We start from the raw sequence: 23,591 nt of genomic DNA on the forward strand, positions 1-23,591 counted from the left end.
GCGAGACGCGTCGTCCGGAACACGCTGGTCAGGCCGATTCCGCCGCCCCGACGGCCGGCCGGGAGCAGGCGCTGGAGCGCGCCCGGGACCCGTTCTCGATTGGGGGCTTCACAGCAAGCTAACGCATACTTGACACCATGCTTGAAGCGACATCGCCGCAAACCGCCGCCGCGGTGCCCGGCGATGCGCTGGGTTTGGGCCGAGGTTTGTGATGGCCCGCTCTGGCGGTGCCCACCACCGTCATCGAGCCGTCCGCCAGCCCTCCCGATTCCGCAAGGGGCTGACGCGCACCTTGGGCGCGCTGGTGTCCGTGGCGGCAGTCGGCCTGACCGGGGCGGGGTACTACGTCGCGCACGGCGCGCTGGGCGGCATCACCGTCTCGAATGCCCTGCAGCCCGACGACCCGCGATCCAGTGGCGACAACATGAACATCCTGCTTATCGGGCTGGACTCCCGCAAAGACCAGGATGGCAACGACCTGCCCTGGTCGATTTTGAAGCACCTGCACGCGGGCGATTCCGACGACGGCGGCTACAACACCAACACCCTGATTCTGGTGCACGTCGGGGCTGACGACAAAGTCGTCGCCTTCTCGATCCCGCGCGACGACTGGGTCGCCTTCAACGGAGTGCCGGGTTACAACCACATCAAGATCAAGGAGGCGTACGGCCTGACCAAGCAGTACGTCGCGAACAAGCTCGCCAACCAGGGCGCCAGCAGCCAGAAGGAACTCGAGACCAAGGGCCGGGAAGCCGGCCGGGCGGCGACCCTGCGTGCGGTGCGGAGCCTGACCGGCGTACCGATCGACTACTTCGCCGAGGTCAATCTGGCCGGGTTCTACGACCTGGCCCAAACCCTGGGCGGGGTGGAGGTCTGCCTCAACCACCCCGTCTACGACTCGTATTCGGGCGCCGACTTCCCGGCCGGGCGGCAGACCTTGGACGCCTCGGAGGCCCTGTCCTTCGTCCGGCAGCGCCACGGCCTGGACAACGGGGACCTGGACCGGACCCATCGGCAGCAGGCGTTCATTTCGTCGGTCATGCAGGAGCTGCAGGCCACGGGGACCTTCACCAATCTGGACAAGCTCAAGAGCCTGATGGCCGTGGCGCGCAAGGATGTGGTGCTGTCGGCCGGTTGGGACGAGGAGATGATCCAGCGGCTCGGTTCGCTGGCCTCCAGTGGCCACGTCGAGTTCAGGACCCTGCCGGTGGTGCGCTACGACAACATCGACGGTCAGGACGTCAACATCATCGACCCGGCGGCGATCAAGGCCGAAGTGGCAACGGCGATCGGCGCCTCGCCCACAACCACAACGCCCGCCACCACGGCCGCCAAGCCGAGTCCGTCGACCGTCGTCGATGTGATCAACGCCGGCAGCACGAGTGGACTCGCGACCGAGGTGTCCCGCGCGCTGCAGAACCACGGCTACACGACCGGCCAGACCCGCGACCGCAACACGGGCGAGCCGACGGCGAGCACGGTCGCGTACGGCGCCGGTGCGCAAACCGACGCGGCGAACGTCGCCAAACTGCTCGGCCTCGACGCGCCCGCCCAGCCCGACCCCAGCGTCCAGCCCGGCCACATCAGGGTGACCGTGGATACCAATTTCACGGTGTCGATGGTCGACGACGGCACGGACGAAACCTCGACCACGACGACGTCCACCAAGGCCAAGCCGTACTACTACAACGGCACCACGACGACCTATCCGACGCCCGATCAGGGGAAGCCGATCGACGGCGGCGGCGTGCCGTGCGTTAACTAGCGGCGATCGCCCTGAGGCTAGGCGTGTGTCCCGCCGTCGATGCGGATCTCGGTCCCGGTGATGAACGCGCCGTCCTCGGACACCAGCATCGCGATCACCCCGGCCACCACCGACGGATCGGCCATCCCGGTGCCGCTGGACTCCACAGTGGTCGGCAGAATCGGCATCAGCCTCGAAAACAGCGCCCAGTCAGCGTCTTTCGGGATGTATCCGCCGGTTGCATCGGTGATCCCGGACTTGATGCTGCCGGGTGCCACGCACACCGCCCGCAGGCCGTCGCGCGCGTACTCGAGCGCCAGCGAATGCGTGAACGCCTGGATCCCGCCCTTACTCGCGGCGTATGCCGCCATATACGGGTGAGCGAACGAGGCGGACGTCGAACTGAAGTTGACGATCGCGCTGCGCGAATTCGCCAATAGCGCCGGAAGCGCTTCCCGCACAACGAGAAACGTGCCGGTCAGGTTGACCCCGACGATCTGGTTCCACAGTTCCAGCGAGGTCTGGTGGGTGTGCGCGGCGCGCAGGATGCCGGCGGCATTGACCAACGAATCCAGGCCGCCGAGCGTTTCGACGGCCCGGCACACGCCGTCGACCACCGAATCCTCGTTGCCCACGTCCATCGGCATGGTGGTCAGGCGACCGGCCGTCGCCGCCTCGTCGGCGCGGGCACGCGTGGCGTCCAGGCCGCCCTCCGCGACGTCGGAGGCCACCACGGTCGCGCCCTCGTCGAGGAGTCGCAGCGCGGTCGCCTGCCCAATGCCCGACGCGGCGCCGGTCACCAGGATCCGTTTGCCCTCGAGTCGCTTCATTGCTGCTCCCTGCTCGTCGCATCACTAGGGGCTCATCATTGCAAAGGGCGGCCCCCGGACAAGGCAGAGTAGATGCATGGACATCGGATTTATCGGCTTGGGCAAGATGGGCCAGGGCATGGCCGCGAACCTGTTGAAGGCGGGCCACCGCGTCACCGTCTACAACCGCTCCCCCGAGAAGGCGGCAACGCTTGTGCAGCAGGGAGCCGCGGCGGCGCGCGCCGTCGCCGACGCGTGCCACGCCGAGGTGGTGTTCACCATGCTCGCCGACGACCACGCCGTCGAGGATGTGGTGTTCGGTGGGGCCGGCGTCGTCGCTTCGCTGGCACCGGGCGCCACGCACGTCTCGTCGAGCACCATCAGCGTCGCCCTATCGGAGCGCCTGGCGGCCGCACACGCCGAAGCCGGCCAGCGCTACGCCGCGGCACCGGTGTTCGGCAGGCCCGAAGCGGCCGCGGCGGCAAAGCTTTTCGTGATCGCGGCGGGCGAGCCTCAGGTGTTGCAGGCGCTGTCGCCGCTGTTCGACACGATCGGTCAGCGGACCTTCGTGGTATCCGAGCACCCGCACACCGCCAACCTGGTGAAGTTGAGCGGAAACTTCTTGATCGCTTCAGTGATCGAGAGCGTCAGCGAGGCCGTCGCGCTGGTCGCCAAGGCCGGGGTCGACAGGCAGCAGTACGTCGACATCCTCACGTCGACGTTGTTCGCCGCCCCCGTCTACCAGACCTACGGCGGGTTGATCGCGCGCCGGGAGTTCGAGCCGGCCGGGTTCGCCGCCCAGCTGGGTCTCAAAGACGTCCGGCTGGCGCTCGCCGCCGGGGAGCAGTTGCAGGTGCCGCTGCCGGTGGCAAGCCTGCTGCGCGACCGCTTCCTGGCCCTGGTGGCATCGGGCGGCGGGCACCTGGACTGGTCCGCGCTCGCCACGCTCGCCGACCGCGACGCCGGCCTGGCGTCAGACCACTCCGCGTAGCCCGTCGGCACCGAACGCCGGCTCCAGCATGGCGGAGTAGTCCGGACCGCGCCGCAGCATCAGCCCACCGTCGACGTTGATGACCTGGCCGGTGATGTAGCAGGCCGCGTCGCTGAGCAGGAACATCGCCAGGTTGGCGACGTCCTCGACCTCGCCGGGGCGAGGCAGCGGCGTGCACTTGCGGTAATCCTCGGCCACCTCCGGCAGGGCGAACACCGGCGCGACCAGATCCGTGCGGATCAGGCCCGGCCGAATGCTGTTGACCCGCACCCAGGACGGGCCCAGTTCGTCGGCGGCCAACTGCATCATGTGGTCGACGGCCGACTTGCTGACACCGTAGGCGCCGAACCAGCGGTGGGTGTTGCTGGCCGCGATCGACGAGATGCCCACGAACGATCCCCCGCCGCCCCGCACCAGCTCGCGCGCGACGTGCTTGAGCACATACATGGTGCCGTTGACGTTGAGGTCGACGGTGCGCCGCCAGCCTTCCGAGTCGATCTGGGTGATCGGTCCGATCGTCTCGGAGCCACCCGCACAATGCACAGCCCCGTGGAGTTGACCGTGCCAGGCCGTCGCGGCGTCCACCGCGCGGGCGGCCTCCTCCTCATTGGTGACGTCGGTCGGCTCGTAGCGAATGGAACCACCGCCTGAAAGCGCCTCGATCTCGCTGACGGCCCCCGCCAACCGGTCGGGATTGCGGCCCACGATCATGACCGAGGCGCCCGCCGCGACCAGCCCGGCGGCCACACCCTTGCCGATTCCGCTGCCACCGCCGGTGACCAGATACGTCCGGTTTTCGAAAGAAAGCTGCACGCGACGCCCTCTCAAACTCCAAGCAGGTTCTAGATATCGAACCACGCGGAGAACTCGCCGCAGCAACGGGTGGCCACGTGCGACCGGCGACCGCTACGGCGTGTCGCGGCGGGCTACCTGCGTCGGCTTGGCGTTGCGCCAGTCCTCGACCTCGGGCGGCAGGCCCACCGCGTACCGGTTCTCGTTGTGGGCCGCCCAGTGCGCGTGTCCCAGCTCGTGGATGTGGAACGCGTGCCGCAACGCCTCGGTGAATCCCATTGCGTCGGAGGCGGCGTTGACGGAGTCCTTGACGAGCAGCGCCGCCATCGTGGGCCGGTCGGCGATGCGCCGGGCGAATTCCAGTGTCTTGTCCGCCAACTCGTCGACGGGGAACACCTTGGACACCATGCCCAGCCGATACGCCTCGTCGGCGTCGAGCGAATCTCCGGTCAGCAGCAGCTCTTTGGCTTTGCGCGGACCGAATTCCCAAGGGTGAGCGTAGTATTCGACGCCCGGCATGCCCAAGCGCACCGCGACCACGTCGCTGAATTTGGCATTGTCGGCGGCCACGATCAGATCGCACGCCCAGATCAGCATCAGACCCGCGGAGATCGCGTTGCCCTGCACCTGGGCGATGGTGATTTTGCGCAAATCGCGCCAACGGCAGGTGTTCTGGAAGAAGTAGTGCCACTCCTGCAGGTAGATCTTCTCCGCGATCGGGTCCCGGGTCCCACCGTTGATGCGAAAGCTCGGCAGCTGGCTGCGCTCGGCGATCGCCAGCTCCGAGCCCAGGTCGTGACCCGCGGAGAAGTTGCGGCCGCGCGCCGCCAGGATCACCACGCGCACGGTGTCGTCGGCCTCGGCGCGCAGAAACGCCTCGTCGAGCTGGACCAGCAGGCCGCGGCTTTGCGCGTTGTGGGCGTCGGGCCGGTTCAGCCATATCCGCGCGATGCGGCCCTCGTCGAGGGTTTCGTAGCTCACCAACTCTTCGGCGTTGGCATCGCCAGTCTGAGCACCGGCTTGCTCTGACACTGTCATTCGGCCCACCTCACTCGTCGCCAGGTCCCAAGGGTTTACACATTACGGCCAGTGTGTAAGCGGCTCACCGGTGGGTGGGTGAGCCGTCCGGCCCCGGGCCGAGCGGCACCAGGCGATGGTCGCGGGTGAAGGCCAGGCGGACCAGGCCGAGGGCGACGACGACGGTGGTGGCTGCCACCGATCCCAGGATCAAGAACATCACGACGGCCTGGACCAGCACGGCCTGCACCGGGTGCACGCCGGCGAGGATGAGCCCCGTCATCGCGCCCGGGAGGAACACCAGCCCGGTGGCCTTGGTGGTCTCGATCTGCGGCGATATCGCCGAGCGCAGGGCGGTCCGCAGGTACGGGGAAGCGGCCTGGCGGGACGGTTGCCCGAGGGCGAGCCTGGCTTCCACCTCGTCGCGTTTGTCGCGCAGCTCGTCGACCAGCCGCCGGGCCACCAACACGGTCGCGGTCATCGAGTTGCCGATCATCATCCCGGCGACCGGCACCAGAGTCCGGGGCTGCAGGGGGAACACCCGTAGCCCGAAGATCACGCCGAGGGTGATGACCGCCGCGGCGGCGAACGCCATGATGGTCAGCGGCCCCAGCCGTGGCACCTCCGGCGCTCGACGGCGGGCGACGTCCCCGGCGTAGGCAACCATGGCGGCCACCCACACCCACGACCACCACAGTGAACGGCCGGGCGCGAACAGCAACGTCAGCGCGCCGCCCACGAGCAGCAACTGCGCCAGCGCGCGGCCCGCCGCCCAGATCAACTGCCCCGCAAGCCCCAGCCGCTGCCAGATCGACACCGCCGCCGCCAACGCCACCAGGATCAGCGACACACCCAGGCCAACCCAGCCCACCTGGCCGTTCATCACGTCACCGACCCGACCGGCCCAAGCCCGAAGCTGCGACCGCGCTCCAGGTGCAGGACCCGATCGGCGGCGCGCTCGACCTGCGCGGAATCGTGGGTGACCCAGAGGGCGGGAACCCCGTTGGCCGCAAGATCACGCACGGCACGCTCGATCACCCGGGCGGCTTCGGCATCGACGGCGGAGGTGGGTTCATCGAGCAACAACACCTGCGGTTGCGCCATCAGCGTGCGGGCCAGACACATCCGCTGCGCTTCGCCGCCCGACAAGCCGGTAGCGTCCCGATCCAGCCATGACCCGGTCAAACCAACCCTTGCCAGGGTGTCCCGCATCCGCGCGTCGGACGCGTTGGGGTCGGCCACGCGCAGGTTGTCTGCCACCGTCCCGGGGAAGGGCGTCGGGCGCTGGAAACACATGCCCACCCGGCGCCGCAGCCGGAGTGGGTCGATGCCGGCGACGTCCGCGCCGTAGAACGACACGGTGCCGGTCGCCGGCACCTCGAGCCGGTTGCACAGTCGGAGCAGGGTCGATTTGCCCGAGCCCGACGGTCCGAACACGGCCGTCACGCCCTGCCCCGGGATGGCTGCCGTCAGGCCGTCCAAGGCACGCACTTGTTGCCGCTCTACGACGACGTCGAGGAACTCGAACATCAAGTCCTCACCCACCCGCCCATCCTCCCATCACCTACAGTTAAGTCATGGCTACCAAATCTGACCCTGGCGAGATCGGCGACGTCGAACCGGTCGCCGACAGCACCGCGAGCCAGGCCAGGCGCGTTGTCGCGGCGTACGCGAACGACGCCGACGAGTGCCGCGTGTTCCTGTCCATGCTCGGCATTGGGCCCGCAAAACTCGACGCGTAAATGACTCCCGGGGACGGGCACGACTCGAAGACGCCGACCTTCGGCAAGTCTGACTTCGTCGTGGTCGCCAACCGGCTTCCGGTGGACCAGGAGCGGCTTCCCGACGGCACCACAGCGTGGAAGCGCAGCCCGGGCGGCCTGGTGACGGCGCTGGAGCCGCTGCTACGCCGCCGGCGTGGCGCATGGGTCGGTTGGGCCGGAATCGCCGAGGAAGAGGTCGACTTCGACGACGAGCCGATCGTGCAGGAGGATTTGGAGCTCCGTCCGGTGCGGCTGAGCGCCGACGACATCGCCCAGTACTACGAGGGGTTCTCGAACGCCACGCTGTGGCCGCTCTATCACGACGTCATCGTCAAGCCGATCTACCACCGCCAGTGGTGGGAGCGCTATGTCGAGGTCAACCGGCGCTTTGCGGAAGCCACCTCCCGCGCCGCCGCCCAGGGTGCGACCGTGTGGGTGCAGGACTATCAACTGCAGCTGGTTCCCAAGATGCTGCGCGAACTGCGTCCCGACCTCACCATCGGCTTCTTCCTGCACATCCCCTTCCCACCGGTTGAGCTGTTCATGCAGCTGCCCTGGCGCACCGAGATCATCGAGGGCCTGCTCGGCGCCGACCTGGTGGGCTTCCATTTGTCTGGGGGCGCGCAGAACTTCCTGTTCCTGTCCCGTCGGCTGATCGGCGTCAACACATCCCGCGGATCGGTCGGGGTGCGCTCGCGATACGGCGAGGTCGACCTCGGGTCACGCGTCGTGCGGGTGGGCGCCTTCCCCATCTCGATTGACTCCGGCTCGCTCGATCATGCCGCCCGCGACCGCGACATCAGGCGGCGCGCCCGGGAGATCCGGGCCGAGCTGGGCAACCCCCGCAAGGTGCTGCTCGGCGTCGACCGACTGGACTACACCAAGGGCATCGACGTGCGGCTCAAGGCCTTCTCGGAGCTGCTCGCGGAGGGACGCGCGAAGCGCGACGACACCGTACTGGTCCAGCTCGCCACGCCGAGCCGCGAACGCGTGGAGAGCTATCAGATTCTGCGTGACGACATCGAGCGCGAAGTGGGCCACATCAACGGCGAATACGCGGAGGTCGGCCATCCGGTGGTGCACTACTTGCACCGTCCGGTCCCCCGCAACGAGTTGATCGCGTTCTTCGTGGCCGCCGACGTCATGCTGGTCACCCCGCTGCGCGACGGCATGAACCTGGTGGCCAAGGAGTACGTCGCCTGCCGCAGCGATCTCGGCGGCGCGCTGGTGCTCTCCGAATTCACCGGCGCCGCCGACGAACTCCGGCAGGCCTATCTGGTCAACCCGCACGACCTCGACGGCGTGAAGGACGCGATCGAGGCGGCGCTCAACCAGCCCGTCGAGGAGGGTAGGCGCCGGATGCGGTCGATGCGGCGCCAAGTCCTGGCACACGACGTCGACCGCTGGGCGCGGTCATTCCTCGACGCGTTGGCAGAGTCGCGTCCGCACGATGCCAAGTAGGCCGCGCGAACCCATGGTGTTGCCGCGTAATCGCTGTGATACTCAAGGGATCGCGGAGGGAGGGGTCAGATGAAGCTCCGTCACGGGCTGGCTGCAGGCACCGGCATCTTCGTCGCCGTCGCAACGGGAATTGCGCTGGAATCGGGGGCACCCGCCAAGGCGCTCGGACCGCCGCCGGACGGCAACTACACCTACAACGAAGCGGGCGTGTCCGGAGTGACCTGGACCGTCACGGCCATCTGCGATCAGCCGTCCGGAACCCGGAACATGAACGACTATTCCGACCCGATCGTTTTCGCGATGAACTGCGCCCTGAACATCGTTAGTTTCACGGACGAGCGGATTAGCGCCGCGGACAAACTACAGAACTACAGCGGCCGGGCGCGGATGTCGAGCATGCTGTGGACTTTCAAGGTCGACAAGTCCGACGGTGTGTCATGTCCGGGTGGCGGCACCGCGCCTTCCTCCGAAACGTGGGCTTTCAGCGACGAAACGATGAGCGGCACCCACACCACACTGCACGGTGCCGTCTGCGGGATGGAACCGGCGATGAAGAAGCAACCGTTCTCGCTTTCACTGAGCGGCCCCCCACCCAGCCCGGTCGAGCGTTATCCGTTGTACTGCAACGCGATTGCGATGTGCTACTAGATCGGCGTGATGTAGGCGATCAGCCATTGCTTGCCGATCTTTTTGAAGTCCACCCGCAACCGGCTGCCGTCGTAGAGCGGCTGGCGTGACTTGTCGGTCACCGTACGGTTCATGTAGACCATCAGCGACGCCGAATCCCGTTTGGCCGACATGACTCCCGCGCCGACCACGTTGGCCTGCACAACCACTTCACGCTTTTTGGCCTCGGGGATGATCTGCGTGTTGGCGCTCTTCTGGAATTCAGCGCGATATTCCGGCGTCAACAGCGGGTACGCGGCCGTCAGGCTCCGCTCGACGGTCTGGTAGTCGTAAGCGAAGACCTCGGGAATCTCCTTGGCCGCCAACCCGGGCAGGACCGCACGGGCCGCCTGCTCGCCGCGGGTCTGCACGCGGTCCCAATACAGCCAGCCGCCCACCGCGGACAGCCCGACGAAGGCCGCGACCGCCAGGTAGCTCGCGGCGACCGCCAGCCAGCGCAGCCATCGCATCAATTACCGCCGTTCGGGTATTTGATGTCGTAGCCGGTCATCCGCCCGGTCTCGTCTTCGTGCACGATCACGCGCAGACGATATGGCATGGAGGGCTTGTTGACCCCGTCGATGTCGGCGACCGTGACGCGCACGGAGACCAAGACTGACGCGTTGTCGGCGACCGTGTCGATGCCTTCCAGCGCTGCGCCGTTCACGACCGCCTCCGACGTCGCATTGGTAGTGCGGAAGATGGCCTTGAGGTTTTCGACGTTGTTGTTGGCGCCGAGCATCCCGCGAAGCGGGCCGCTGGTGCCGTCGACGAAGCGATTCACGCTCTCGTCGATGTTGTCCTGTTTGTAGCTGAACATGTTGACCACGGTCTGCCTGGCGGTGTCGACGAAACGCTGGTCGCGCGCCTCCGCGGCGGCAGCGTGCCGTTGCTGGACTCGCAGCAGGGCCACGCAGCCGGCAAGCGTCCCAACGGCCAGCACCGCGGCCGCGAAGGAGATCCACACCACCAGCCTTCGGTTGGGAGGGCGCCGCGGCGGAGGTTTCAGGGCCTTCGCTGGCCTGGCGAGCTTCGCCGGCGACCTGGACCCGGCCGGGAGGTCGACGCTCACCGGCGGGGCCTTGGCCTCCTCGGTTTTCGCGGGACCCGCCGCGCGCGATGCCCGACGACGGACGCGGGGTTTGGTTGTTTGCTCTTCTGCTGCGACAGCGTCCATTACATAGGCCTTGGATCAAGCATGAGGTCCACCCAGTTCTCGGCGCTGGATGCGCCGCTGGCTCCGGCCGCAAAAATACCGGTGCCACCGGCCGGGTCCTTGAACGCGCCCGTCTTCTCGTCATAGGTCGTATAGGCCGGTCCGCTGGCCTGCGGCTGCGGGCCTGGCGGCGGCCCCCACGGCTTCTCCGGTCCGGGGCCGGCCGGCGGGGGATTGATCCCTTCCGGCGGCGCCGGTGGCGGCAGCCACTTGGGATAGGGCAGTTGCGGCGGCACGGGTGGAACCCCCGGAGGCTGCCACGATGTGAAGGGCGGTGGCGGCCCGTTGTCGTTGGGCGGCGGCGGATCGTATGCCGGCTGCTTGTTCGGCAGCGGCCCCGGCCCCGGTACCACCCCGGGCGGGGGTGGCCCGACGATCGGAGTGCCAGGGTCGGGTTCCGCACCCGGCGGGATGTAGGGGAACTTATTGGGCGGCAGGACGTTCAGACCGTTTGTCATCGGAGTGTCGTATGGGACCGGCGGACCTCGCCATGGGTTGCGCCCAACGGGCACATAGCCCTTCGGGTCACGACAGAGCTGAATCGTGGGCGCGCGCTTCCCGGGGAACTCTTGGCAGGGGTAGTTGCGGGCGCCACGTACCGTGCTGGGGTCGTTTTGGGCGACCTTGCAGTACATGTCCTTTGGCAGCTCGCGCACGGTCTCGTCGGCGGGTGTGCGCATCAGCGGCGGCGGGAGGAAGCCGACCGCGCACGGCGGCGGGTCGTTCAGGTCCAGCTTGAAGTCCAGCTTGCCGCCCTCGTCGAGAGGTGGACCGCCCGCCATCGTGATGATCGCGGCAAACAGCGCGGGCAGCACGACCAGAAGATGCTCTATCGACTTGTGGTAGATGACGCCCACCCGGCCCAGATTGGCCAGGCTGGCTGCCAGCGCCGGGAAGGAGGGACGGATACCGGAGAACGCGGTGCTGGCCTCGTCGGTCGCTCCCGGGGCGGTGGCCAGTGTCTGGCGGAGCTCCGGGTCGGCCTGCCGCACCTCGGAGGTGAACCGCGCCAGCCCGTCGGACAACGACTTGATGTCGGCGCCGGCGCGAATCTGCGCCTCCAGGAAGGGGCCGGCCTGGTCGATCAGCTGCGAGGCTTGCGGGTAGTTCGCGTTGGCCTCGTCCACCAGCAGCCGGGCGGACTCGAACAGCCGGGCCAGCTCGGGGCCCGACCCATTGGTCGCGATGAACGTCTCATGCAGCAACTCGCGCAGCCGGGTGTCGCCCAGGCTGTTGGTCAGCGCCTCCGCCCGCTTCAGCAGGTCGGCGACATCCTGGCCGATCCGGGTATTCTGCCGATCAATTCGAAACCCGTTGCGCAGCTTGGTCGACGCCGGCGCACTGGGCGGTACCAGGTCGATGTATTGCTCGCCGACGGCCGACACACTCTTGACGGTCGCGGTGACGTTCGACGGAATCGGCGTGCCGCTGTTCAACCTCATCCCAGCCGTGACGCCATTAGGGTTGAGCCCGACCGATTCCACCCGCCCCACCGCGACTCCGCGATAGGTGACGTTGGCGTTCTTGTAGAGACCGCCGCCGGCGACGAAATCGGCGGTGCCTGCGTAGGTTCCCAGGCCGAACGTGGCCGGCAGTCGCAGATAGAAGACTGCCATCACGATCAACGTGACGGCGGTGATCACCGCGAAGATCCGCAGCTGGATCTTGGTGAGTCTGTCGTGCATCTGCGGCCGCCTCCTACTGTCCTGAAGCCGTGCCGGGCGGGATCTTGAACGGGTCGGCCGCCTGCCCCGACAGGTTGGCCATTTCGCCGGTCAAGAAGTCGGGCGGATTGAGGATCTCACCCATGTGGGCCATGTTCGGATCGAAATATGCCGTGGTGAAGAACGTTTCGCCGATCCGGCGCAAGGTCAGGTCGAAGGTGGTGAACACGTTGAGGTAATCACCTCGGACGGCCTGCTTGATGCCGTAATTGGGGAACGGGAACGTCAGCAAGATCTGCAGAGAAGTGACGAAGTTCTTTCGGTTGTCGTTGAGGGCCTTGGCCACCGCGTAAAGGTCTTTCATGTCGGCGGCGAAGTCGGCCTTGGTTTTCGCGAGCACGTTGGAAGTGACCGTCGCGAGTTTCTTGAGCGCCGCGAAGGCCTCGACGATGTGTTCGCGGTTTTTGTTGAGCACGCGTATCGCGTCGGGCAAGGTGTCCAGGGCCCGGCCCAGGTTGTCCTTGTCGCGCGCCAGGCTCGCCGAGAATCGGTTCAGGCCGTCGACCGCATCGATGATGTCGTTGACCTGACGGTTGAGTCCGGCGGTCAGTTCCGCGAGTCGGGGCAGCAGGTCGACAAACTGGTTCTGCCGGCCGGCGACGGCCTGATAGGTCTCGTCGGTGATCTCTTCCAGGGCACCGACATTGCCCTTGTTCACCACGACACCAAGGGCAGACAGCACCTCCTCGGTGGTGGGATAGCGGCCGGTGTTGGACTCGGAAATCTTCGACCCGTCGGTCAGCCGGCCGACGGCGGGTTTGTCCTTGGGGCGGGCCAGGTCGATGTGCATCGAACCCAAAAGCGACGTCTGGGCGACCGTCGCGGTCGCGTTGGTCGGCAGCACGACATGATTGTCCAACGCCAATTTCACCGCGGCATAAAACGATCCGTCGGAACGCTGCATAGCCTGAATGCCGGCGACGCTGCCTACGGTCACGTCGTCGACCATGACCGGCGAGTTCTGCGGCAGCGTCGCCACGTCGGGCAGGTCGACAGTGATCGAGTAGGCGCCGCGGCCATGGCCGGCGGTACCGGGCATCGACAGCGAGTTCAGGCCGCCGAACTGGCAGCCGGCCAGCAGGGCGCTGCCCGCGGCTAAAGCGCCGCCGCGCAACCACATCCGACGCATCAGCCGCCCCCGTCCGCGGCCGGCGGTGCTTGGCTTGGCGGGGGCCCCGGCAGGGGGCCGAAGGCGCTCCCCGGCGCGGGTCCGGGCGCGGGACCGGCATTTCCCAAGGCCGGCGCCGGCGCAGGCGCCTGGCCGGACTGCGGGACCGGCGGAACCAGCAACGCCTGGAGGTCGGCCGGGTTCTGTGCGGCGGGCGGCGTCTTGGCGCCGTTGGCCGGGATCCAAGTCAGCTCCGGGACCGGGGTCGCCGACTTCGCTTGGGTTTCCGGGGTGTCATAGATGATCTGGCCCTTGTAGGCCGTGATCGTGTTGAGCGGGTGGAACATGATGGGTGGGTAGTTCACCGTGAGCCGCCGCAGCACCGGCCCCAGTCGCTCACGACACAGTTCCGCACGCCGGAAGTAGTCGGGTGCCCTCGGTCCGGCGGCCGTCTCGAACGACCCGCCGCAGATGAATTGCACGGGGTTGGCGAACTCCGGAATGGATAACAGACCGTTGAGCGTGCCCTGCGCCGGGTCGTAAATGTTGTAGAAGTTCGAGATACCCGGACCCGCGACGTGCAGCACCTGCTCGATGTTGTCGCTCTGGTCGCTCAGGGTCTTCGCGAAGTCGTTGAGGTTGTTGACCGTGTCGATGATCGTCGAGTTGTTTTCATGCAGGAACCCCCGGATGTCGGAGAGCGCCTTGTTGAGCGTGCCCAGCGTCGTGTCCAGGTGGCGTGAGCTGTCGGCGAGCACCTGCGAGACCGAGGCGACGTTTCCGGCAAACTGCACGATCTGTTCGTTGCTGGCCGACAGCGCATTGACGAGAACCTGAAGGTTCTTGACCGTGCCGAAGATGTCGCTGCGTGAATCCCCCAGCCGCCCCGCGGCTTGCGAGAGTTCGCGCAGCGCATTGTGGAAAGAATCGCCGTTGCCGTTGAACGTGTCCGCCGCCTGGTTGATCGCCCGCCCCAAGGGGCCCTGCATCGACCCGGTCGTCGGCCCGAGCTGGGCGGCCAGTTGGGTCAGCGACTCCTTGACCTCGTCCCACTCCACCGGGACGCCGGTGCGGCCGAGGCCGATGCTTGCGCCGTCGGGCAGCACCGCCCCGCCGGTGTAGGCCGGGGTCAACTGAATGAACCGGGCCGCCACCAGATTCGGCGACATGATGATGGCCTTGGCGTCCTTGGGGATCTTCACGTCCTTGGACACCGACATGGTGATCTTGACGTCGGAGGGCCGCGGCTCGATCGTGCGAATCGTGCCGACCGGGACCCCGAGAACCCGGACCTGGTCGCCGGGGTAGAGCCCGACGGCCGACGTGAAATAGCCGACGATGCTTCGGGTATTGCCGGTCGACGACAACACGTACACGCCGCCCACCAACACCGCGATGAGAGCGATGGCGGTGGTGTAGCGCAGCCCCCGGCTGCCGGCTAAGCGCTTGATCATGGCGACTTCGGCCTGATGATCCAACGCTCCTGGATTAGGCCGCGCAGATAATCGGCGAGGCTGGCCGGCATCTTGCCGGGCTGGTAGAAGAAGTCGAACATCGTCGCGACCAGCGGCGCGGGTATGACGCCGTAGACGTTGACGTTGAAGCCGGGCCCAGAGCCGACCACCTCGCCCAGCTCGGTGGCGTAAGTCGGTAGCCGCTTGAGGGCCTCGGTGATGTAGTCGCGGCGCTCATTGAGGTCGCTCAGCACGTCGTTGAGCTTGCTCAGCGCCGGGCCGAATTCACGGCGGTTGTCGGCGACGAAGCCGGAAATCTGTTGCGATAGGCCCTGGATCCCCCCGATGAGTTGTCCGATCGCGGCGCGCCGCTCGTCGAGCGCGGCGAACAACTCGTTGCCGTCGTCGACCAGCTTGTTGACTTGGTCGGCGCGCTGAGACAGCACGCCGGTCACAGACTTCGCATGCGCCAGCAGGCTTTGCAGCGCCTCGTCCCGGCGATTCAGGGTGCGCGACAGCGTCGTCACACCGTCGAGCGCGCCGCGCAGCTGGGGAGTCGCGTCGTGCAACGTGTCGGTCAGGACGTTCAGCGCCTGCTCGAATTGGGGCTTGTTCAAGTTGCTGGCGTTCGAGCCCAGGTCCTCGAGCGCGCCGGCGAGCGTGTACGGCGTGGTCGTGCGGCTGAGCGGGATCGTGGTCGACCTGCCACTGCCGGCCGGCGTCACCGCGATCGAACGCTCACCGAGGATGGTGTCGGTGCGAATCGCGGCCAGCGACTGGTCGCCGACGGTGACGTGCCGGTCCACGCTGAAGCTGATCTTGGCGGTGTCACCGGCCAGGCCCACGGCGGTCACCTTGCCGACCTTGAGGCCCGACACGTACACCGCATTGCCCGGATTGATGCCGCCGGCGTCGGAGAAGTAGGCGTCGTAGATCTTCCCTTGCGGCCAGAACGGTAGCGCCGCATAGCCGAATGCGATGAGTACGACGCAGACCACCAGCACCACCCCGAAGATGCCGGTGCGCAGCGGATCGCGCTCGCGCTTTGCGTTACTTGACAAAAGCGCACCTCCCCTTGCTGGGATCCACCTGGCCACCGAGCGGCAGCAGGATGTCGCTGCCGGCGGGGCCGTTGATCTTGATCGTCACGGAACAGAAGTAGATGTTGAAGAACGACCCGTAGGCGCCCAGCGCCGCCAGCCGCAGGTAGTCCTCACCCAGCTGCTCGACGTCGTTGTTGACCTCGGCCTTCCGATTGTCGATTTCGGTGGCCAGCGGCCGGGTGTTTTCCAGGATGCCCTGCAGCGGCCGCCGCGAATTCTTCAGGAGCTCGGTCAGATCCGTCGTCGTGGAGGCCAGCGGCGGAATGGCGCCGGCGATGTCGTCCTTGTTCTTCGCCAGGCCGCTGATCAGCTGCTGCAGCTGGTCTACGCTGGCCGAGAATTGGGCGCTGCGCGCATCGACGGTCTTAAGCACCGTGTTCAGGTTGTTGATGACGTCACCGATGAGTTGGTCGCGCTGGCCCAGCGCCGACGAGAACGCGCTGGTGTCGGCCAGCACGTTGGACAACGCACCGCCCTGACCCTGCAGCAATTCGATGACGGCGCTGCTGATCGTGTTGACCTTGTCCGCGTCGAGCCCCTTGAGCACCGGTCGCAGGCCGCCCAGCAGCGCGTCGAGATCCAGCGCCGGCTGGGTGTGCTGGGCGTTGATCGTCGCGCCCGGCGGCAGCTTGCGCAGCTCTCCCGGACCGGAAGTGATCTCCAGATACCGGTCGCCGACCAGGTTTTCGTAGCGGATCACCGCGCGGGTGGAGGAATAGAGGGTGTACCGCTTGTCGAGTCCGAACGTCACGTCGATGGTGTTGTCCGGGTTGAGCTTCACGCCGGACACGGCCCCGACCGGCACCCCGGCGATGCGAACCTTCTGGCCCGCCTTCAACCGCGACACGTCGGTGAACGTTGCGTGGTAGGTGCTTTCGGGGCCGAACCGGAAGTCCCCGAAGACCACCACCAGACCGGCGGACACGATCAGCATGGCCACCGCGAAGATGCTGACCTTGATCATCATCGAGCGGTGCGTCGGCATTGCCCCGGCCGCCATCAGAAGTCGTCCCGTTCGGCGAACGCGCCATGGAACAGGAACTGCAGCGTCGAGGGCGCGTCGAACTGCAACTCGGTGAACGGCTCGTACGGAACGTTGGCGTTGTCGGTCACCAGGAACGGCGCCCGGTACCACGATCCACCGTGTTGCTTGTTCGGAATGTCGGGCAGGCCCCGGCAGTTCGGGCCCCCGGAGCCATTGACCACGGGCAACGATTCGGGGTAGGTGTACGCCGGCGCACCCAGCACGAAGCTCGAAGATGTGAACAGACCCGCTTTGCGCACGCCGAGGATCGGTCCAAATTCCTTGAGGCCCCGGTCGATGCCGGCGAACAGGCAGCCGAATTCCGGCGAATAGTCGGCGGCCACCTTCAGCGGGGCCCGCAGCCGGTTGATGGCGTCGATGAAGTTCTGTTCGGCCGGCTCCAACGTGTCGTAGGCGTTGTTGGCCAGGCCGATGGTGGCCAGCAAAGTGTCGTTGAGGTTGTTCTGCTGGTCGACGACGGTCTTGTTGATCGTCGGCAGGTTGTCGAAGACGGTGTTCAGGTTCGGGGCGGCGTCGGCGTAGATGTTGGTGACGACCGCCGCCTTACGGAAGTCCTCCTGCAGCGCAGGCAGTTTCGGGTTAGTTTGCTGGGTCAGCGTGTTCAGGCCGGACAAGATGCCACCGAAGTCGTCGCCGTGACCGCGCAGACCCTCGGACAGCGCGCTCAACGTGCCGTTGAGCTCGACGGGGTCGATCTTGTGCAGCAGGTCGATCAGCGACTGGAACAGCGTGTTGACCTCCAGCTGCACCGCCGACGCCGCGACATGGGCGTCCGGGCGCAGGGGGGTCGGCGAAGGGTTCTGCGGCGGAAGGAATTCCACGGCCTTGGCACCGAAGATGGTGTTGCCCGCGATGTGCACCGTCGCGTTGGAGGGGATGAAGTGCATGTCGTCGCTGTTGATGCCGAGCGTCAGTCGCGCCTGGTCACCGGAGTAGTCGATGCTCTCGACCTTGCCGATCTGAATGCCGCGGTATTTGACCTTGGCGCCCTTCTCCATCACCAGACCGGCGCGCGGGGCCGAGACCGTGACGTTGTCGATCGAGGCGAAAGCCGCTGTGTAGGAAAGGTAAGTCACGGCGGCGAACGCCACCAGCAGGCCGGCCAGCACCGCGGCTGCCAGCCTGACGTGTGAGCGTCGCGTATCTGTTTCTGCCATGTCCCTTTAAGCGGTCCTCTTACCCGGAGAGGTTGAAGTTACCGGACGCGCCGTAGACAGCGAGTGAGATGAACAATGTGATGACGACGACCACGATCAGCGAGGTCCGCACGGCCTGACCGACCGCGATCCCGACGCCGACCGGCCCGCCGCTGGCGTTGTAGCCGTAGTAGGTGTGGACGAGCATCACCGCGATGGACATGACGATCGCCTGCAGGAACGACCACAGCAGATCCGAGGGGATGAGGAAGGTGTTGAAGTAGTGGTCGTAGAGGCCCTTGGACTGCCCGTTGATGTACACCGTGGTGAAGCGGGCGGCGAAGAACGCGGCCAGCACCGACAGGGAATACAACGGGATGATCGCGATGAGCCCGGCGATCAGCCGGGTCGACACCAGGTAGGACACCGAGTGCACCGCCATGCACTCGACCGCGTCGATCTCCTCGGACACCCGCATGGCGCCCAATTGCGCGGTGGCACCGGCGCCGATGGTGGCGGCCAGCGCGATGCCCGCGATCACCGGCGCCACCACCCGGACGTTGAGGAAGGCCGACAGGAAGCCGGTCAACGCCTCGATTCCGATGTTGCCCAGCGACGAATACCCCTGCACGGCGATGACCCCGCCGGAGGCCAGCGTCAGGAAGGCGGCGACGCCGACGGTGCCGCCGATCATGACGAGCGCTCCCGCGCCCATCGTCATCTCGGCGATCAGCCGGACCGTCTCCTTGCGGTAGCGGGTGAGCGCGTTGGGGACGTAGCGGACGGTTTGCCCGTAGAACAGCGCCTGCTCGCCGAAGTCATCGACCGGCTCCTGCAACCGGGAGGCGAGGTTGCGCAGCCGGTAGGTGACGTCGTAGCTCATCGAGTACTCACTTCGCCGAGATTCGCACGCCGATGGCGGTCATCACCACGTTGATGACGAACAGACAGATGAACGCGTAGACCACGGTTTCGTTGACCGCGTTGCCGACGCCCTTGGGTCCGCCCTTGACGGTCAGCCCGCGGTAGCAGCCGACCAGCCCGGCCATGACGCCGAATAGCAGCGCCTTGACCTCGGCGAGCACCAGCTCGCGCAGGCCGGTCAGGACGGTCAGCCCGTTGATGAACGCGCCCGGATTCACGCCCTGCAGGAAGACGGAGAACACGTAGCCGCCGGACAAGCCGATGGCGCACACCAAACCGTTGAGCAAGAGCGCGACCACGGTGGACGCCAGCACGCGGGGAACCACCAGCCGGTGGATCGGGTCGATGCCGAGCACCCGCATCGCGTCGATCTCCTCGCGGATGGTCCGCGCGCCGAGGTCGGCACAGATCGCCGTGGCTCCGGCGCCGGCCACGACGAGCACCGTCACCACCGGGCCCAACTGGGTGATGGTGCCGAAAGCCGTTCCGGCGCCGGACAAGTCGGCGGCCCCGATTTCGCGCAGGAGGATATTGAGGGTGAACGCCACCAGCACGGTGAATGGGATCGACACCAGCAGGGTCGGGACCAGCGACACCCGCGCGATCATCCACGTCTGTTCCAGGAACTCGCTCAGCTGGAACGGCCGTCGAAAAGTCTGACGACCCGTGTCGATCATCATTTCGAAGAACCCGCCGACGGCGCGGGCGGGAACAGCAAGTTGTTGCATCAACTCGATTACCCCCCTCGGCTGCTCGCGGCGAAGTCTATGTCAGGCCTTTGCGTCGTTCGCGGTCGTAGCTGGCTCGATGTGAGCCGGATCATATTAACCCAGAAGAAGTTAACGGTGTCAATGAACGGCATTTCCTTATCCGAACCGTTAATTTGCCAGGTCAGACGCACTTGTCATGTGTCAAACTGAAACAGGTTATACCTGTCGATTCCCCCCCACCAAGTAACCTCACACGGTTATTGCTCCATAAGTCCGACCGCGGAAAAGTTCTGCTCCGGATCCCGCCCAGCAAAGTACTCGCGCAGCGTCGCGCTCAGTTGCGCGGGATCCCAGGCCGGCCCGTCGGCGCTGAATTGGTGCTCCGCCGTCGGCGCCGAAACCAGTGTCACCCGCGGCCCGTAAACAATAAACACCTGCCCGTTGACTTCTGCGGCCGCCGGCGATGACAGGAACTTCACCAAGCTGACGACGTGCTCGGGCGACAGCGGGTCGATGCCGCCCGGCTCCACCTCCGGGACGGCACCGAAGACGTCGGCCGTCATCGCGGTCCGGGCGCGCGGACAGATCGCGTTGGCGCACACCCCGTAGCGGCCGAGCGCCCGGGCGGCGGTCAGGGTGAGCGAGATGATTCCGGCCTTGGCGGCGCCATAGTTGGCCTGCCCGACGGGACCGACCAGCCCCGCCTCGGACGCGGTGTTGACCAGGCGCCCGAAGACGGTTCCCCCCGCTTCCTTGGCCTTCGAGCGCCAGTAGGTGGCCGCGTTGCGGGTCAGCAGGAAGTGGCCGCGCAGGTGCACCGCGATGACCAGATCCCATTCCTCGTCGGACATGTTGAACAGCATCCGGTCGCGGGTGATCCCCGCGTTGTTGACCACGATGTCCAACCCGCCCAGGCCGTCGGCCTGGGCGACCAGCTCGTCGGCGGTGGCGCGTTGGCTGATGTCGCCGGCGACCGCGACGGCCTTCGAGCCGGCCGAGTTGATCTCGTCGATGACGTCGGAGGCATCCAGTGCGGTGGCGATGTCGTTGACGACGACGGTCGCGCCGGCCCGGGCCAGGCCGAGAGCCTCGGCCCGTCCCAGCCCCGCGGCGGCACCGGTCACCACCGCGACCTTTCCGGAGAGATCGGTCGCGTTCGTGCTGCTAGTCAATTTATGAATACCTCTAGTTTCTGGTGGCGCATTCGGGCTCGGGTCACTCGCCCCGCTGCAGCGCGGCTCGCGGGCATTCGGCGATCGCCCGCTCGGCCAGCTCCTCCTGATCGGGGGGAATCGGGTCCAGCTTCACGACGGCGTAATCCTCGTCGTCCAAGTCGAAGATATCCGGCGCGATTCCCATGCACACGGCGTTACCTTCACACCGGTCACGGTCGACGATCACCCGCACAGCACCCTCCTTGCACCTGGCTTCAACCTGAGGACACGCCCCCTCAGTATGTAGGTCCACCATAGGGCCCCGATACCGCTGGGGAAACGGTCGCTGGAATCTCAGACTAGAACGTGTTACAACCGGGATGACGAATGGGTTGTTGTCGGCCGAGTAACGTCGGCTAATCGAGGCGAATCACGTTAACAAAGGACGGCTGGGATGCGCATCAGTTACACCCCTGAACAGGAGGAGCTGCGTCGCGAGTTGCGGTCGTACTTCACCGAGCTCATGACGCCGGAGCGCCGCGAGGCGCTGACCTCCTCGGGCGGGGGCGAGGTCGGGACCGGCACCGCGTACCGCGACACCGTCGCGCAGATGGGCAAGGACGGCTGGCTGACGCTGAACTGGCCCAAGGAGTACGGGGGCCAGGACCGCTCCCCGATGGATTCGCTGATCTTCACCGATGAGGCCGCGATCGCCGGCGTGCCGGTGCCGTTCCTGACCATCAACAGCGTGGCGCCGACGATCATGGCGTTCGGCACCGAGGAACAGAAGAAGTTCTTCCTGCCCAAGATCGCCGCCGGCGAACTGCACTTCTCCATCGGCTACTCGGAGCCGGGCGCCGGCACGGATCTGGCCAACCTGCGCACCACCGCCGTCCGCGACGGCGACGACTACGTGATCAACGGGCAGAAGATGTGGACCAGCCTGATCGCGTACGCCGACTGGGTCTGGCTCGCGGTGCGCACCAACCCCGAGGCCAAGAAGCACCGCGGCATCTCGATGCTGACCGTGCCGACGACCGCCGAAGGCTTCTCGTGGACGCCGGTGCACACCATGGCCGGTGTGGACACCAGCGCCACCTATTACTCCGACGTGCGGGTCCCGGTGACCAACCTCATCGGTGAGGAGAACGGCGGCTGGAAGCTGGTCACCAACCAACTCAACCACGAGCGCGTCGCCCTGGTGTCGGCGCAACCGATCTTCCTCGCGCTGCACGAGGTTCGCGAGTGGGCGCAGAACACCAAGGATTCCAGCGGCGCCCGGCTGATCGACTCGGAGTGGGTGCAGATCAACCTGGCCCGGGTGCACGCCAAGGCCGAGGTGCTGAAGCTGATCAACTGGGAGTTGGCGTCGTCGGACGGCGAATCGCTCAACCCGGCGGACGCGTCGGCGGCCAAGGTGTACGGCACCGAGTTGGCCACCGAGGCTTACCGGCTGCTGATGGAGGTGCTGGGGACCGCGGCCACGGTGCGCCAGAATTCGCCGGGGGCGCTGCTGCGCGGCCGGGTCGAGCGGATGCACCGCGCGTGCCTGATCCTGACCTTCGGCGGCGGCACCAACGAAGTGCAGCGCGACATCATCGGCATGGTCGCGCTGGGACTGCCCCGAAACCGCTGAGCCCCACTCCCCTAAAGGACGAACAACGATGGACTTTTCGACAACCGAAGCGGCCACCGATCTCGGCGGACTGGTCGACACGATCGTGAACTCGGTGTGCACACCGGAGCACCAACGTGACCTCGACAAGCTCGACCAACGGTTCGACCGCGCGCTGTGGGGCAAACTCGTCGACGCCGGCATCCTGACCAGCGCCTCGGCCACCTCGGTGGGCGGCGACGGCTTCGGGGTACTCGAGCAGGTCGCCATCCTCGTGGCACTGGGTCACCAGTTGGCGGCCGTGCCGTACCTGGAATCGGTGATGCTGGGCGCCGGAGCTTTGGCGCGGTTCGGCACCGAAGAGCTGCAACAGGATTGGGGTTCCCCGGCGGTCAGCGGCGAGAAGATCCTCACCGTCGCGCTCCTGGGCGAGATGGGTGAGGGGCCGGTGCAGGCCACCCGCACCGGTGACGGCTACCGGCTCACCGGCACCCGCACCCAGGTCGGCTTCGGACCGGTGGCCGACGCGTTCCTCGTTCCGGCCGAGACCGATTCCGGGACCGCAGTTTTCCTGGTCACCGCCGGTGATCCCGGGGTCGCGGTGAGCCCGCTGGAGACCACCGGCCTGGGCAGCGTCGGACACCTGGCGCTGGACGGCGCGGAGGTGGACGGCGCCCGGATGGTCGGCGGCGCCGAGGTGGTCGTCTGGCTCGACACCCTTGCCGCCTTGGGCCGCAGCGCTTTTCAGCTCGGAGTGCTGGACCGCGGATTGCAGCTCACCGCCGAATACGCCCGCGAGCGCGAGCAGTTCGACCGCCCGATCGGCAGCTTCCAGGCGGTGTCACAGCGGCTGGCCGACGGCTACATCGACGTCAAGGGCTTGCGTCTCACGCTCACCCAGGCGGCCTGGAAGGTCTCCGAGGATGTCCCCGCCGACATCGACGTGGCCAGCGCCGCGTTCTGGGCCGCCGACGCAGGACACCGGGTAGCGCACACCATCGTGCACGTGCACGGCGGCGTCGGCGTCGACACCGATCACCCGGTGCACCGCTACTTCCTGGCCGCCAAAGAGGCCGAGTTCGCGTTGGGCGGCGCCACCGGTCAGCTGCGCCGCATCGGCCGCGAGCTGGCCGAAACCCCCGCCTAGGCGCGGCATTGA

General features: G+C 66.8%; 24 protein-coding genes. 7 read left to right on the forward strand and 17 right to left on the reverse strand.

Going from position 1 to position 23,591, the window contains the following annotated elements:
• Positions 1 to 211 precede the first annotated feature (211 nt).
• On the forward strand, positions 212 to 1,765 hold the full coding sequence (locus tag A5692_RS01205; RefSeq protein ID WP_156765866.1) for an LCP family protein: 1,554 nt from the start codon (positions 212 to 214) through the stop codon (positions 1,763 to 1,765).
• 17 nt (positions 1,766 to 1,782) lie between these two features.
• Here A5692_RS01205 and A5692_RS01210 read toward each other — a convergent pair whose 3' ends face one another.
• Positions 1,783 to 2,574, reverse strand: a complete 792-nt coding sequence (locus A5692_RS01210) for an SDR family NAD(P)-dependent oxidoreductase (RefSeq protein ID WP_068051261.1) — start codon at positions 2,572 to 2,574, stop codon at positions 1,783 to 1,785.
• Between the two features lie 76 nt (positions 2,575 to 2,650).
• Between A5692_RS01210 and A5692_RS01215 the strand changes: the two genes are divergently transcribed.
• A complete protein-coding gene (locus A5692_RS01215; RefSeq protein WP_068051263.1) occupies positions 2,651 to 3,544 on the forward strand; it encodes an NAD(P)-dependent oxidoreductase in 894 nt (297 codons plus the stop codon).
• Here A5692_RS01215 and A5692_RS01220 read toward each other — a convergent pair.
• From A5692_RS01220 to A5692_RS01235, 4 genes are all read right to left on the reverse strand, one after another.
• Positions 3,527 to 4,357, reverse strand: a complete 831-nt coding sequence (locus A5692_RS01220; RefSeq protein ID WP_068051265.1) for an SDR family oxidoreductase — start codon at positions 4,355 to 4,357, stop codon at positions 3,527 to 3,529. The two genes, A5692_RS01215 and A5692_RS01220, sit on opposite strands and share 18 nt — an antisense overlap.
• A 93-nt stretch (positions 4,358 to 4,450) precedes the next feature.
• Complete coding sequence (locus tag A5692_RS01225; RefSeq protein WP_068051267.1) at positions 4,451 to 5,374, reverse strand: enoyl-CoA hydratase; 924 nt, start codon at positions 5,372 to 5,374, stop codon at positions 4,451 to 4,453.
• Between the two features lie 64 nt (positions 5,375 to 5,438).
• Positions 5,439 to 6,236, reverse strand: a complete 798-nt coding sequence (gene fetB / locus A5692_RS01230; RefSeq protein ID WP_068051269.1) for an iron export ABC transporter permease subunit FetB — start codon at positions 6,234 to 6,236, stop codon at positions 5,439 to 5,441.
• A complete protein-coding gene (locus tag A5692_RS01235) occupies positions 6,236 to 6,883 on the reverse strand; it encodes a phosphate ABC transporter ATP-binding protein (RefSeq protein WP_231984144.1) in 648 nt (215 codons plus the stop codon). Before A5692_RS01235 ends, fetB begins: the two co-directional genes overlap by 1 nt.
• Before the next feature lie 47 nt (positions 6,884 to 6,930).
• On the opposite strand from A5692_RS01235, the gene A5692_RS28760 reads away from it, so the two are divergent.
• The 3 genes from A5692_RS28760 to A5692_RS01245 all read left to right on the forward strand — a co-directional run bounded on the left by A5692_RS28760 (position 6,931) and on the right by A5692_RS01245 (position 9,225).
• On the forward strand, positions 6,931 to 7,095 hold the full coding sequence (locus tag A5692_RS28760) for a hypothetical protein (RefSeq protein WP_102419489.1): 165 nt from the start codon (positions 6,931 to 6,933) through the stop codon (positions 7,093 to 7,095).
• Positions 7,096 to 8,577, forward strand: a complete 1,482-nt coding sequence (locus A5692_RS01240; RefSeq protein ID WP_068051273.1) for a trehalose-6-phosphate synthase — start codon at positions 7,096 to 7,098, stop codon at positions 8,575 to 8,577. It begins immediately after the preceding gene.
• Positions 8,578 to 8,646: 69 nt separating this feature from the next.
• Complete coding sequence (locus A5692_RS01245; protein ID WP_068051275.1) at positions 8,647 to 9,225, forward strand: hypothetical protein; 579 nt, start codon at positions 8,647 to 8,649, stop codon at positions 9,223 to 9,225.
• On the opposite strand, the gene A5692_RS01250 is transcribed toward A5692_RS01245, so the two are convergent.
• From A5692_RS01250 to A5692_RS01305, 12 genes are all read right to left on the reverse strand, one after another.
• Positions 9,222 to 9,713, reverse strand: coding sequence for a mammalian cell entry protein (locus A5692_RS01250; protein ID WP_068051277.1), 492 nt, complete (start codon positions 9,711 to 9,713; stop codon positions 9,222 to 9,224). The genes A5692_RS01245 and A5692_RS01250 overlap by 4 nt on opposite strands.
• A complete protein-coding gene (locus A5692_RS01255; protein ID WP_068051279.1) occupies positions 9,713 to 10,420 on the reverse strand; it encodes a mammalian cell entry protein in 708 nt (235 codons plus the stop codon). Before A5692_RS01255 ends, A5692_RS01250 begins: the two co-directional genes overlap by 1 nt.
• Entirely contained in the window at positions 10,420 to 12,144 is a 1,725-nt protein-coding gene (locus A5692_RS01260; protein ID WP_068051281.1) for a virulence factor Mce family protein, read from the reverse strand. Before A5692_RS01260 ends, A5692_RS01255 begins: the two co-directional genes overlap by 1 nt.
• Before the next feature lie 13 nt (positions 12,145 to 12,157).
• Positions 12,158 to 13,312 (reverse strand): MCE family protein, encoded by a 1,155-nt coding sequence (locus A5692_RS01265; protein ID WP_068051283.1) that lies wholly within the window; start codon positions 13,310 to 13,312, stop codon positions 12,158 to 12,160.
• Positions 13,312 to 14,745, reverse strand: coding sequence for a virulence factor Mce family protein (locus A5692_RS01270; RefSeq protein ID WP_068051285.1), 1,434 nt, complete (start codon positions 14,743 to 14,745; stop codon positions 13,312 to 13,314). The genes A5692_RS01265 and A5692_RS01270 overlap by 1 nt, the downstream gene beginning before the upstream one ends.
• Positions 14,742 to 15,806 (reverse strand): virulence factor Mce family protein, encoded by a 1,065-nt coding sequence (locus A5692_RS01275; protein ID WP_068051287.1) that lies wholly within the window; start codon positions 15,804 to 15,806, stop codon positions 14,742 to 14,744. Before A5692_RS01275 ends, A5692_RS01270 begins: the two co-directional genes overlap by 4 nt.
• Entirely contained in the window at positions 15,796 to 16,848 is a 1,053-nt protein-coding gene (locus tag A5692_RS01280; protein ID WP_068051288.1) for a virulence factor Mce family protein, read from the reverse strand. The genes A5692_RS01275 and A5692_RS01280 overlap by 11 nt, the downstream gene beginning before the upstream one ends.
• Positions 16,848 to 18,050 (reverse strand): MCE family protein, encoded by a 1,203-nt coding sequence (locus A5692_RS01285; protein WP_068051290.1) that lies wholly within the window; start codon positions 18,048 to 18,050, stop codon positions 16,848 to 16,850. Before A5692_RS01285 ends, A5692_RS01280 begins: the two co-directional genes overlap by 1 nt.
• A gap of 19 nt (positions 18,051 to 18,069) precedes the next feature.
• Positions 18,070 to 18,912 carry an ABC transporter permease gene (locus tag A5692_RS01290; RefSeq protein WP_065442814.1) on the reverse strand — a complete coding sequence of 281 codons (843 nt, stop codon included), beginning with the start codon at positions 18,910 to 18,912 and terminating at the stop codon, positions 18,070 to 18,072.
• A gap of 7 nt (positions 18,913 to 18,919) precedes the next feature.
• Positions 18,920 to 19,684, reverse strand: coding sequence for an ABC transporter permease (locus A5692_RS01295; protein ID WP_068051291.1), 765 nt, complete (start codon positions 19,682 to 19,684; stop codon positions 18,920 to 18,922).
• 236 nt (positions 19,685 to 19,920) lie between these two features.
• The gene (locus tag A5692_RS01300; protein ID WP_068051293.1) at positions 19,921 to 20,835 is read right to left on the reverse strand and encodes a 3-oxoacyl-ACP reductase; all 915 of its coding nucleotides are present in this window, start codon (positions 20,833 to 20,835) and stop codon (positions 19,921 to 19,923) included.
• Between the two features lie 43 nt (positions 20,836 to 20,878).
• On the reverse strand, positions 20,879 to 21,070 hold the full coding sequence (locus tag A5692_RS01305; RefSeq protein WP_067922954.1) for a ferredoxin: 192 nt from the start codon (positions 21,068 to 21,070) through the stop codon (positions 20,879 to 20,881).
• A gap of 201 nt (positions 21,071 to 21,271) precedes the next feature.
• Here A5692_RS01305 and A5692_RS01310 point away from each other — a divergent pair, with 201 nt between their 5' ends.
• Positions 21,272 to 22,453: an acyl-CoA dehydrogenase gene (locus A5692_RS01310; RefSeq protein ID WP_068051295.1), complete on the forward strand. Its 1,182-nt coding sequence runs from the start codon at positions 21,272 to 21,274 to the stop codon at positions 22,451 to 22,453.
• Between the two features lie 28 nt (positions 22,454 to 22,481).
• Positions 22,482 to 23,579, forward strand: a complete 1,098-nt coding sequence (locus tag A5692_RS01315) for an acyl-CoA dehydrogenase family protein (RefSeq protein ID WP_068051297.1) — start codon at positions 22,482 to 22,484, stop codon at positions 23,577 to 23,579.
• The last annotated feature ends 12 nt before the right edge of the window (positions 23,580 to 23,591 follow it).

This window comes from Mycobacterium sp. E342, from assembly GCF_001667665.1.
In the GTDB taxonomy this organism is placed as follows: Bacteria; Actinomycetota; Actinomycetes; order Mycobacteriales; family Mycobacteriaceae; genus Mycobacterium.